Source organism: Pseudolabrys taiwanensis (genome assembly GCF_003367395.1).
Lineage (GTDB): Bacteria > Pseudomonadota > Alphaproteobacteria > Rhizobiales > Xanthobacteraceae > Pseudolabrys > Pseudolabrys taiwanensis.
Genome location: NZ_CP031417.1, coordinates 422870 through 433676 on the forward strand (window position 1 = coordinate 422870; position 10807 = coordinate 433676).

Below are 10807 nucleotides of genomic sequence, written 5' to 3' on the forward strand. Positions count from 1 at the left end.
GGCGCCCCCGCGTCGACGCGCAGTCCTGAAATTTGGGAGAGCCAAGGATGTACGACGCTTCCGATCCACGTTCGAAACTCGCCGCCGCGCCGGCAGCTGCCGTTAAGCCGCCGGTGACCGGTCCTTTCGGTGGCGCCGAATACGCGCGCTTTTATCAGGAGCCGCCGCAGGAGAGTGGGGCGGATGGCAAAACCTGGTATGCGCGCGGTCAGAACTTCATCATCGCTTATTCGGAGGCGAATGCGGGCGCCGTGCTGTCGCGCGACGCGCAGCCCGACGAGTACGTCGTTCTCCTGCCGGACGCTAGCGTCGCCGTCGAGATCACGACCAAGGATGGCACGGAGCAAGTGAAGGGCGGTTCTCTGGCTTTCGTCCCGCCTGGCAAATCCAGCGTCCGCGTCACCAAGCCTGGCCGTGTCGTCCGCATGTTCACCACGCGCTCGGACGACCTCGCCGCGAAATGCTCGAACAAGGCCGCCTATGCGGCGGCGAAGCCTTACGTCGCGCCGGTCGAGCCCTGGCCGGAGCCGAAGGGCGGGTTCAAGCTGCGCGTCTACAATCTCGATGTGCCGCCGGAGCCGGGCCGCTTCGGCCGCATCTGGCGCTGCACAACCTTCATGGTGAACTACCTCGACCTTTATAACGGTCCGCGTGACGCGACGAAGCTATCGCCGCACTTCCACGACGATTTCGAGCAGTGCTCGCTCGCGCTCGAGGGCGAGTTCATGCACCACCTGCGCTGGCCGTGGACGGTCAACAAGAACTTCTGGCGCGACGACGATCACGAACTTTGCGGTAGCCCGTCGATCGCCGTCATCCCGCCGCCGGCGGTGCACACGACCGAGGCCACCGGCCGCGGCGTCAATCAACTCGTCGACATCTTCTGCCCGCCGCGCATCGACTTCTCGGAGAAGCCGGGCTGGGTGCTCAACGCCGACGATTATCCGATGCCGCGCTAGGTCCGGGGGACAGCACTGATGACACAGACGATTTCTTCTCTCCGCCAGCGACTAAAAGCCGGCGACAATCTGGTCGGCACGTTCTTGAAGACGCCGACGAGCCACGCGACCGAGATCGTCGCCGGTGTTGGTTACGATTTCGTGGTGATCGATCAAGAGCACGCGCCGTTCGATCGCACGACGACCGATATCGCGCTGCTGGCGGCGCGGGCGCACAACATGCCGGCCCTGGTGCGCGTACCCGGCGCGGACGCCATTCTTTCGGTGCTCGATTGCGGCGCCGCCGGCGTCCTCGTGCCGCATGTGGCGACGGCCGACTATGCCCGCGAGATCGCGGCGCTCTGCCGCTATCGCGGTGGCCGGCGAGGCTTCGCGACCAGCACGCGTGCCGGTCACTACACGGCGGTGCCGATGTGGCAGCACATCAAGGACTCGGACGCGAACACGGTCGTCGTGGCGCAGATCGAGGATCCCGAGGCGTTGGACCAGATCGATGCCATTGCCGCGGTCGAGGGCGTCGACGCGCTTTTCATCGGTCGCGGCGATCTGACGGCGGCGTTCGGCGATGAATCGAAGGACCCGCCGCGCGTGCGCGAGGCAGTGGAGCGGATCTGCGTTGCGGCGAAGAAGGCCGGCAAGCCGATCAGCGTCTATATCGGCGGCGACGCGGAAGCGACTTGGCTGAAGTCGCTCGGCGCCAACATGTTCGTTCTGTCGTCAGACCAAGGGTTCCTGCGCGAGGGCGCGGCGCGAGGACTGACCGGCGTGCGAAAGGCCGTGGGGGGCTGATAGCCGCCGGAGACGAACACGGGTCAAAGAATCAACTGGGAGGATCAACGAATGAATATGAGAAAAACACTCGCGGTCGCCGCGACCGTTCTCGCGCTTCCGGTCCTGACGGCGTCGGCGCAGGAGACCTATAAGGTCGGCTCATCGCTCGGCCTGACCGGCTACGGGTCGCTCACCGACGGCCACTGGCGTGACGGTCTGGAGCTCGCGATCGAGGCGGTGAATGCGCAGGGCGGTGTACTCGGGCGCAAGCTGCAGCTCGTCCACGAGGACAACAAGTCGACGCCGCAGCAGGCCGTCGTCGGCTACCGAAAGATGATGTCGGAAGACAAAGTCATCGCCTTCGACAGCGGCTGCATTTCAGCCGGTAACTTTGCCGCCGCGAGCTTCGTCTCGAAGGCTAAGCTGCCGATGTTCCTCTGTTCCATTCTGCCGCGCCAGGCGGATGAGCAGAAATGGGCCTTCAGCTTCCTGCCGCCGCCGAAGTTCGAGGTCGACGCACGCTACGCCTATCTCAAGGAAAAGACCGATATCCGTAAGGTCGGCATTCTGTCCGATCCGAGCCCCTACAGCATGCTGATGCGCGGCATCGCCGAAAAGGGTGCGGCCGAATTCGGCCTGACGGTTGTCGCGAATGAAACCTATCAGCAGGACGACTCCGATTTCAGCGTGCAGATCGGCCGCATGAACGCCGCCGGCGCCGGCGCGATCATCATGCTCGGTCAGGGCAATGCGGTCGTTACCGTTGCCAATAACATGAAGGCGCTTGGCCTCAACAAGATGTTGCTGCTCGGCAGCATCAACGAGACCGACATTCTGCACTCGACCGGCAAGATCATCGGCGATCAGTATCTCTTTCCGGCGGCACTGATCCAGATCGCGTCCGATGACCTCAGCGTCATCGCGGATCCGGCGTCCCGCGCGGCCGCGGAGGCGTTTGTCAAGGCGGCGAAGGCGAAGTCCGGCACAGCCGACTCGGCTCAGGCGGCGCGCGCCTGGGACTCGATCATGATGCTGGCCGCAGCCATCAAAAAAGCGAATGCGGTCGACGGCACGGCGGTGCGCGATACCTTCGAGAAGCTCGGTCAATTCAAAGGTGCCGGCGCCTCCTACGACTTCACGCCAGAGCAGCACGTCGGCATCATCAATAATCCGTACGTGATTGCCGTGGTGAAAGACGGCAAGCTGGCGCTCAAGAAATGATGACAGCGGCCGGCGATACACCGCTGATCGCGGTCAGCGATCTCGCGGCAAACTACGGACACGTCGCGGCGCTCAAGCCGACGAGCCTGTACGTGGCGCCCGGTGAGTTCGTGACCATCCTGGGCCCGAATGGCGCGGGCAAGACGACCCTGCTGCGCGCCATCACCCGCTTGATCGCGAGCAGCGGCCGTATCGCCTTCAACGGCCGTGACGTAACGGGGTTGCGCACGCACGATCTCGCCAAGCTCGGCATCATTATGGTGCAGGAGGGGCGGGGCCTGTTCGGCGAGATGACCGTGCAGGAGAACCTCTCGCTCGGCGCCTACAGCCTCGGCGGCTCGTCCGCCGATGTCGAGCGGCGGTACGCGAAGGTTTTCGAACTCTTCCCGCGCCTGCGTGAGCGTGCGGATCAGATCGCGGCCTCCATGTCGGGCGGCGAACAGCAAATGTTGGCTGTCGGGCGGGCGCTCATGGCCGATCCCAAGCTGCTGATCCTCGACGAACCGTCATTGGGACTCGCGCCGCGCGTTGCGGCGGAAATCCTTTCGACGCTCGGCAACCTCAACAAAGCCGGCCTCGGCATCCTACTGGTCGAGCAAAAGGCGCCGTTGGCGCTGAAGCTGGCGCAGCGCGTCTACATTCTGTCCTCGGGCTATGTTCGGGCCGAACTGCAGACCCACGAGATCAAATCGCACCATGACCTCGCACGCTATTACTTCCACTAGGATGGGCCCCAAGCTCGACAGCGTGACCGTGGGCTCCGTGCTCGCCGTCGTGTTGCTGTTCGGCGCCGTGTTCCTCTACGGTGGCTATCTCGTCACCGTGCTCCAGCTCGCCATGATCTATGGCATCTTCTGCCTGGGGCTGAACTTCTTCATGGGATACACCGGCCAGGCTTCCTTCGGCCAGAACGCTTTCGCGGCGATCGGCGGCTATGGCACGGCTATTCTGTGCGTCGAATACCAATGGGAGCCCGCGCTTGCTTTGCTGGTCTCGATGGCGGTCGCGGGTGTTGCGGCGCTAATCGTCGGCTATCCGACGTTACGTCTGCGCGGCCACTATCTGGCGATGGCGACGTTCGCGCTCGGACTCATCACCTACGACATCTCGGTGCAATGGACGAGCTTGACCCAGGGTTACATGGGTTATGCCGGCATTCCACCGCTCGGCATAGGTCCGTTTACGGTCGAGGACGAGCGTCTCAAGCTCGTGTGCCTGATCGTGCTGCTGTTGATTGGCTTGTGGATCTCGCAGCGCTTGCGCGATTCCCGCTTCGGCCGCGCCTTGCGGGCGATCTCCGGCAGCGAAAACGGCGCCGCTGCGCTCGGCATTCGCATCTCGCGCTATAAGCTTGCCGCCTTCGTCATCGCCGCCGTCTATGCGTCCGCCGCGGGTTCGCTGTTCGCGCATGTGGTCGGCTTCATCAGCCCGGAAGTGTTCGGCCTGCAGATGGTCGTGGTCACCTTCACGATGCTCTATGTCGGCGGCGTTGGCACGGTCTATGGCCCGGTGATCGGCGCCATCGTCGCCTCGCTGCTGCCGGAGGTTTTTCGCAGCACTGGCCGCTTCCAGGACATCGCTTATGCCGCCGTTCTGTTGCTCATGCTGATCTTCGTGCCTAAGGGGCTGTCGGCGATCGCCGGCCTCGTTCGGTCGCGACGGGCCAACCGGGAGGGCTAGCCGATGTCGCTCCTCAAAGTGCGCGGCCTGACCAAAAGGTTCGAAGGTCTTGTCGCAAACAACGACATCAGTCTCGAAGTGCCGGACGGCAGCCTCTATGCGGTCATCGGCCCGAACGGCGCCGGCAAGACCACCTTCTTCAACATGATCTCGGGTTTCCTGCCGTCGACGGCCGGCTCGATCGAGTTCGCCGGCCGCGATATTACGCGCGAGCGTCAGGACAAGATCGCGGCGATGGGCCTCGTCCGCACGTTCCAGCTTGTGCAGTTGTTCAAGGGCATGTCCGTCGCCGAGAATGTCGAGCTCGGCTGTCACTTGGCTACAAAAGGGGGCGTTGCGGCTGCGTTGGTGCGGCCGTTCTGGTATCGCAAGCAGGAGACGAGCGTGCGCGATACCGCGCGCGAGCTGCTCGACTTCGTTGGGCTTGGCAGCCAGGCCGATCACGATGCCGAATTGCTGCCCTACGGTCAGCAGCGTTTATTGGAAGTGGCGCGGGCGCTCGCGGCCAAGCCGCGCATGCTGCTGCTGGACGAGCCGGCCGCGGGACTCAATACGCAGGAAACGGATGCCCTTGCGGTCATCATCCAGAAGGTCAACGCGCAAGGCATCACTGTCCTGTTGATCGAACACGACGTCGGTCTGGTAACCCGCATCGCACATCGGATCGCGGTGCTGGATTTCGGGCGCAAGATCACGGAAGGCACGCCGGACGAGGTCAAGCAGCATCCTGAAGTGATCGCGGCTTATCTCGGAACCGAGGAGGGCGCCGATGCCTAGCAATGTCGAACTCATTCAAAGCCTGGTCAATGGCGTCGGCATAGGTCTCGTCTACGGGCTGATCGCGGTCGGCTTTTCCGTCATCTACAACGCCAGCGGCATCGTGAACTTCGCTCAAGGCGTCTTCGTCATGTTAGGCGGAATGTTCACGCATTCATTGCTGACGAGGCTCGGTATGCCGGAGGCCGTTTCTGCCGCGATCAGCATCGTGCTGGTCGCCGGTGTCGGCGTGCTGGTGCAGTTCCTGGTCATCAACCCGATGTGGAATCGCAAGGCGCCGCTGTTTGCCATCATCCTGGCGACGCTCGCGGTGCAGATCCTGATCGAGCAGGTGGTCATCCTGACCCTCGGCGATCAGCCGCGGACTTATCCGGAATTTACCTCCGGCGGTCCGCTGAAGATCGGAGAGATCGCCTTCAGCTACCAACTTTTCTGGATTCTCGGCTGCGGCCTGCTGATGGTCATCGCCCTGTCGCTGTTCTTCACCAAGACCAATGTCGGTCGCGCGTTGCGTGCCTGTTCGCAGAACCGTGAATCCGCGGCGCTGCTCGGCATTCCCGTGCAAGGCATGCTGATGCTGTCCTTCGCGCTCAGCGCGGCGCTGGGGGCTGCGGCCGGCATCCTGATCACGCCGACGCAATACACCGCCTACAGCGTCGGCGGCCCGTTCGGCATCAACGGTTTCATCGCGGCGATCATCGGCGGCTTCGGCAGCGCGCCGGCGGCGCTGGTCGGCGGCATCCTGCTCGGCGTCGTGCAGTCGGGCGCTATCGTCTTCTTCGGCGCCGGCTTCAAGAACGTCGTGGCGCTGACGGTGCTGCTGATCGTGCTGTTGTTCTTCCCGCATGGTCTTTTCGGCGGCCTCGGCAAAAAGGTCTAGGAGCGGCCCGTGCACGCATTGTTGGTCTATGCCCATCCCGAGCCGACGTCGTTCACGGCGGCGTTGAAGGACACCGCCTCAGAGACGATCCGTGGCGCCGGCCACAGTGTTGAAATTTCCGATCTCTACGCGGAGGGCTTCAATCCCGTTGCCGGGCGTCATGACTTCCTGACCACGCATGATCCGCAGCGGTTTCATTATCAGAACGAGCAGGGACACGCGCACAAGGAGGGTGGCTTCGCGCCCGATCTTGCGCGCGAGCAGGCGCGTTTCGCCAAGGCGGACCTGGTGATCTGGCTCTATCCGATCTGGTGGGGCGGGGTGCCGGCCATCCTGAAAGGCTGGTTCGACCGGGTCATGGCTTATGGCTTCGCCTACTCGGATGGCCGCCGCTACGACAGCGGCTTCTTTCGGGACAAACTTGGAATGTTGTGTCTGACCACCGGCGGCACTGAGCAGCGCTTCTCCGCCACAGGTGTCTATGGCACCATCGATCAGGTATTGTGGCCGACGCAGCGTCTCATGGTCGAGTACATGGGCCTCAAGGCGCTCGAGCCGTTCGTCGCCTATGGCGCACCGCGTGTCGACCAAGCGGGCCGCGAAGCCTATCTGGCGGCGTGGCGGGCGCGCCTTCTCGATGTGCTTGCGGAGTCCGCGTCTAGCGACGCGCCGAAAACCGTTCCCGTGCCGTGACGGCCTGGCAGCGCAGATCGATATCGCGCTGATAGATTTCCCGGCGAAGATAGTCGAGCTCGGTCTCTCGGATGCTTTCGTCGACCTCGATGTGCCAAGCGCGCGGCGAGCCGTCGGAGCCGTCACTCCAGCGATAGCCGCGCTTTTTGAGAACCTCCTTCAGGTCGAACGGTGCGTTTTCCGCCCAGATGCGGAATGCGCGGCGGCGCGCGCGGTCGAGCAACTCTGCTAAAGCCGACGCGGAATTCGTCGGCAGCGGGTGGGCCAGGACCTCCAACAGGGCGTGACAGTCGTCGATGGCGCGATGGGCGTTGTGGAAGAGGCCGATCTCGGAAAGCAAATATGCCAGCTTCGCGCCGCCGAAACCGTGAGCCTTCCAATCGACCTGGCTCGCCGAACACGCCCAGTTCTTGGTTTCGAAGGTCGGCCAGAAGCGTTCGGCAAACTTCCGATCGAAGCCGGCATTATGCGCGATGACCACACCCGCATCGGCGACGAAATCGACAAGGGCATCGGCGTCGATCTTGCAGCCGGCGACCATCTCGTCGGTGATGCCGGTCAGTCGTGTCACCTCGGCCGGTATTGAGCCGGACGGTTGGTTGAAGGCCTGGAAGATGCCGGTGACGCCAGTGATCGCATCGCTCTGGTCGTAGCGAAACTTGATAGCCGCCAGTTCGATGACCTCGTCCTTGGCGGTATCGAGGCCGGTCGTCTCGAGATCGATGATGAGCCCGACGCGTTCTGATGGGCCGACGGATGCGCTCGGCTCGCGCGGCACCAGACGCCGGAGCACCTTGTAGTCGCCGGTCGCTTCGAGGCCGCGCGCCATGTCGTCGAGGTCAGGCGGGCGTTGAGGTTGTAGCGGGCTTGTCGATGTCACGGACTTATATTGCTTCGGCAGTGCGTCAGGCGTAGGGCAGATGCGCGATGGATGCGGTCTCAACCGGAATGCCGGTTTCACGAGGTCGGAGCCATCGCGAATCCTGGATAACCTTGTGGTTGCCGTCCGTCCACTGCGCGCGGGCCGTGTCCTCCCCGACGGAATCGAGAGCGGTTCTTCGGCCGGCAGCGGCGGCCGAATTGACCGAATCAGTCACCAATGCATCTTCCGGTTCATGGGGATTCGGACGCATTTCAAGGGCGCAAAGCTCGTCCGTATGTCGAACGGCGACTATTGCCTCGTCCGCTCGCTCGGCTTGGTGCCGGGTGGTAAGGGCATGAAGCATCACGAGAATCTCTTGCGGCTCACGCCGGCCGGCGTTGCCTCAAAGCTTTTCGACGTTCTGCGCGGCTCGCTCTTCCCCTCTCTGCTGTCGCCCTTCCGCACGTGGCAAAAGCGCCCGGACTGATGGCGAACGATTTCCACAGGACAATGCGCACGGGCGCGGAGCGATCCGCCTCATGGCGTGTGGAAGTGTCACTGCACCTGCCGCTCCTGTAACAGCGATTCGCGACAGGACCTCTCCTGTGGCGGTGCTGCGATTTCAGAAAAGTTTCAGAAGTCGGCGCGGTGTCGTTCAGGACATCTCTCTCGTCTCGCTGGCAACCTCTTCGAGCTGAAGGTTCGAGATCCGCCGCAGGAGCGCTGGGTCTCGATGCCCGTTGCGAACCGCATGCGGCGGTCGCGACGTCGAGCGTCAACAGTGGGAGAGATCGGTGAAGTTTATTCCAGGGGCTTTGTTGCTCGGTTTGTGTCTGCTGCCGGCCGTTGCCTCGGCGCAGACGATGAATGCCGACGACCTCAAATGGGTCAACCAGTGCATTCGCGACAACCAGGGGGAGCCGGGCGCAACGCCGGCGATCGCGCGCGCCTATTGCATCTGCATGAACGAGAAAATGGACAACAATGAGAGCCAGTCTATCACCCAGTGGGAGAAGTCTCACCCGGAAGAGCGTAAGGCTTGCGACAAGCAGGCGGGTTGGCGGTAAGACGCCTGTGGCGCGGTAAGGCGCCTACATTATAATGAATAGAGCGGCCGCCGTCCGGCGGTCGCTTTTTTCACACGCCCTTGAGCTATTTCGGCGGCAAGCCTGCGGTGATGAGAAGATCTCTGACCTTGTCGGCGCTCGCCATATAGCGTGGACTTTGGTTCTTGGTCGGCAGGCCGATATTCTCGCCGTTGCTGCCTGGCCGAAGCTTCATTGCCTGAGCTACATAGTCGCGCGCTTCGTCATGGCGCCCCAGGGCCTCGAGCGCGGCCGCGATCAACAGATGCGTGCGGCCGGTTCCCGGCGTGACGGCGATGGATTGCCGCAGCCAGGGCAAGGCCTCTTCATAGCGTCCCATGAAGACGAGCGCGGCCCCGGCACCGAGCGGCCATGTCCAGCGCGACACCTGCGGTGTATCGATTGTGTCGGCGCGCTCGAAGGTCGCCAGCGCATCTTCGAACCGGCCGAGTCGGAACTGGGCCATGCCGATCTGGAACATGACGAGGCCGTCCCATGGGTCGAAGCGCAACGCGTTCTGGCAGGCCACCAGGGTCTCGGCAAATTCGTTGATCGTTTGCAGCAGGCGGCAATAAGCCTGCAGCACAGGGATGTAATTGGGCTCCTGCTTCACCGCCTTGTCGAGCAGGCCTTTGGCACGCTGCTCGATCGCGTCGTTTTCCGAGACCGGATACCAGACCGTCGCGACCCCACGCATAAGATGCGCGGACAACGCTGCGGCAATATCGACATCGTTGGGCTTTTCCGCGTGCGCCTTTTCGAGCAGGTCCTGCGCGACGGCGAAGCGCTCTTTGTTTGTCTGGTTTAGAAAAGCTGTCGCCTGTTCGACGACGATCTTGGACTCCGGCGAGGACAAGCGCGCGTGCGTCAGGGCGTTGATGCGCAAGGCGAGCAGATTGCCGATGCCCGCAGTGAGGCGCGATTGCTGCAGTCGCTCGTCCATAGCCTCGGCCGGCACGCTATAGCCGCCCGACCACTGCACCTGACCGTTGGCATCGATCAGCCGTGCCTGCACGTCCCATTTGTCACGGTTGCGTTGCAGTTCGCCCCGCACGATGAAATCCGTGTTGGTCGATGGCGCCGTGCTTCCGCTGGCGGTGCGCAGCTCATCTTGCGGCGCGAGAACGCGGATATTCCCGATCTTGGACAGGCCATCGGTAAGCCGGTCGGTGATATTTGCCGCCATCGGTGCGGTTGCGGGATCTGCCGTCCGCGCCTCGAACGGGACCACAGTGATCGTTTGCATCTCAGGGACGTAAAGGCGCCGCACCAGTATCGGCGCCGCGACGGCCACCCCGACCGCGAGACATAAGACCGTTGATATCGCGAGCGCCGGGCGCCGCGTCATCAATAACCAGTGTCGGGCGCCGGACGGCTTCGCGGCGGGGGACGCTTCTTCGGCAGGAGGCGTTGCGGTGGGAGCTGCGGGCGGCGCCGAACGCGGAGCGCGCGCGCCAGTAGCCTCAATCTCAGCCTCAAACAAGTAACCGCGGCCGGAAACCGATTTAACCACTTGCCGGTCTTTATCGCCGAGCGCGGTGCGAATCTCGCGGATGGCCTGAAAGAGGCTGTCTTCGCCGACATGGACGTTCGGCCAGACGGCGGACATCAATTCCTGCTTGGTGAGCAGGCGGTTCGCATTTCCCGCAAAGAATTGCAGCAGAGCGAAGGTCTTCGGGCGCAATTTTATCACTGCGCCGCCGGCCTCACGCAGTTCGGCCCGGTCGAGATCAAGCTCAAAAGTGCCGAACCGGAGCACTGCGTTCCCCCGAAATAAGCTCCGTTTACCCCTAGCGGCGGCGAATATCAGAAAACTTTCAGAAAGTCATCGCAGGTCCTTCAGGACTTGAGGCCGTGCCTCCTGCGATTATCGCCCCGT

The 10807-nt window shown here is 63.1% G+C and carries 13 protein-coding genes; 10 read left to right on the forward strand and 3 right to left on the reverse strand.

Annotation, left to right across the window (positions count from 1 at the left end):
• Positions 1-47: 47 nt before the first annotated feature.
• Genes DW352_RS01975 through DW352_RS02010 form a run of 8 tightly spaced genes read left to right on the forward strand, consistent with a single transcriptional unit; the run spans position 48 to position 6981 of the window.
• Positions 48-959, forward strand: a complete 912-nt coding sequence (locus DW352_RS01975; protein ID WP_115688029.1) for a cupin domain-containing protein — start codon at positions 48-50, stop codon at positions 957-959.
• A gap of 18 nt (positions 960-977) precedes the next feature.
• Positions 978-1748: an HpcH/HpaI aldolase family protein gene (locus tag DW352_RS01980; RefSeq protein WP_115688031.1), complete on the forward strand. Its 771-nt coding sequence runs from the start codon at positions 978-980 to the stop codon at positions 1746-1748.
• A 51-nt stretch (positions 1749-1799) separates the two neighbouring features.
• Positions 1800-2951: an ABC transporter substrate-binding protein gene (locus DW352_RS01985; RefSeq protein ID WP_115688033.1), complete on the forward strand. Its 1152-nt coding sequence runs from the start codon at positions 1800-1802 to the stop codon at positions 2949-2951.
• Positions 2948-3676: an ABC transporter ATP-binding protein gene (locus DW352_RS01990; protein ID WP_245434291.1), complete on the forward strand. Its 729-nt coding sequence runs from the start codon at positions 2948-2950 to the stop codon at positions 3674-3676. Before DW352_RS01985 ends, DW352_RS01990 begins: the two co-directional genes overlap by 4 nt.
• Positions 3677-3698: 22 nt before the next feature.
• Positions 3699-4631 carry a branched-chain amino acid ABC transporter permease gene (locus tag DW352_RS01995; RefSeq protein WP_162826718.1) on the forward strand — a complete coding sequence of 311 codons (933 nt, stop codon included), beginning with the start codon at positions 3699-3701 and terminating at the stop codon, positions 4629-4631.
• 3 nt (positions 4632-4634) lie between these two features.
• Entirely contained in the window at positions 4635-5408 is a 774-nt protein-coding gene (locus DW352_RS02000; RefSeq protein ID WP_115688039.1) for an ABC transporter ATP-binding protein, read from the forward strand.
• A complete protein-coding gene (locus DW352_RS02005) occupies positions 5401-6288 on the forward strand; it encodes a branched-chain amino acid ABC transporter permease (RefSeq protein ID WP_115688041.1) in 888 nt (295 codons plus the stop codon). Before DW352_RS02000 ends, DW352_RS02005 begins: the two co-directional genes overlap by 8 nt.
• Positions 6289-6297: 9 nt before the next feature.
• Positions 6298-6981 carry an NAD(P)H-dependent oxidoreductase gene (locus DW352_RS02010; protein ID WP_115688043.1) on the forward strand — a complete coding sequence of 228 codons (684 nt, stop codon included), beginning with the start codon at positions 6298-6300 and terminating at the stop codon, positions 6979-6981.
• Here the strand turns inward: DW352_RS02010 and DW352_RS02015 are convergent.
• Entirely contained in the window at positions 6947-7861 is a 915-nt protein-coding gene (locus DW352_RS02015) for a 3'-5' exonuclease (RefSeq protein ID WP_342634890.1), read from the reverse strand. The two genes, DW352_RS02010 and DW352_RS02015, sit on opposite strands and share 35 nt — an antisense overlap.
• Before the next feature lie 25 nt (positions 7862-7886).
• On the reverse strand, positions 7887-8078 hold the full coding sequence (locus tag DW352_RS26610) for a hypothetical protein (RefSeq protein WP_162826719.1): 192 nt from the start codon (positions 8076-8078) through the stop codon (positions 7887-7889).
• Positions 8079-8138: 60 nt separating this feature from the next.
• Between DW352_RS26610 and DW352_RS02020 the strand changes: the two genes are divergently transcribed.
• Together DW352_RS02020 and DW352_RS02025 are read left to right on the forward strand one after the other, a co-directional pair.
• Positions 8139-8330, forward strand: coding sequence for a hypothetical protein (locus tag DW352_RS02020; RefSeq protein WP_115688047.1), 192 nt, complete (start codon positions 8139-8141; stop codon positions 8328-8330).
• Positions 8331-8637: 307 nt separating this feature from the next.
• On the forward strand, positions 8638-8910 hold the full coding sequence (locus DW352_RS02025) for a hypothetical protein (protein ID WP_115694199.1): 273 nt from the start codon (positions 8638-8640) through the stop codon (positions 8908-8910).
• Positions 8911-8995: 85 nt separating this feature from the next.
• Here the strand turns inward: DW352_RS02025 and DW352_RS02030 are convergent, their stop codons facing one another.
• On the reverse strand, positions 8996-10687 hold the full coding sequence (locus tag DW352_RS02030) for a winged helix-turn-helix domain-containing tetratricopeptide repeat protein (RefSeq protein ID WP_115688049.1): 1692 nt from the start codon (positions 10685-10687) through the stop codon (positions 8996-8998).
• Between the last annotated feature and the right edge of the window lie 120 nt (positions 10688-10807).

Excerpts from the sequence above, each read along its gene's own strand:
- DW352_RS01975 (WP_115688029.1), top strand. The coding sequence starts at position 48 with ATGTACGACGCTTCCGATCCACGTTCGAAACTCGCCGCCGCGCCGGCA.
- DW352_RS01980 (WP_115688031.1), top strand. The coding sequence starts at position 978 with ATGACACAGACGATTTCTTCTCTCCGCCAGCGACTAAAAGCCGGCGAC.
- DW352_RS01985 (WP_115688033.1), top strand. The coding sequence starts at position 1,800 with ATGAATATGAGAAAAACACTCGCGGTCGCCGCGACCGTTCTCGCGCTT.
- DW352_RS01990 (WP_245434291.1), top strand. The coding sequence starts at position 2,948 with ATGATGACAGCGGCCGGCGATACACCGCTGATCGCGGTCAGCGATCTC.
- DW352_RS02000 (WP_115688039.1), top strand. The coding sequence starts at position 4,635 with ATGTCGCTCCTCAAAGTGCGCGGCCTGACCAAAAGGTTCGAAGGTCTT.
- DW352_RS02005 (WP_115688041.1), top strand. The coding sequence starts at position 5,401 with ATGCCTAGCAATGTCGAACTCATTCAAAGCCTGGTCAATGGCGTCGGC.
- DW352_RS02020 (WP_115688047.1), top strand. The coding sequence starts at position 8,139 with ATGTCGAACGGCGACTATTGCCTCGTCCGCTCGCTCGGCTTGGTGCCG.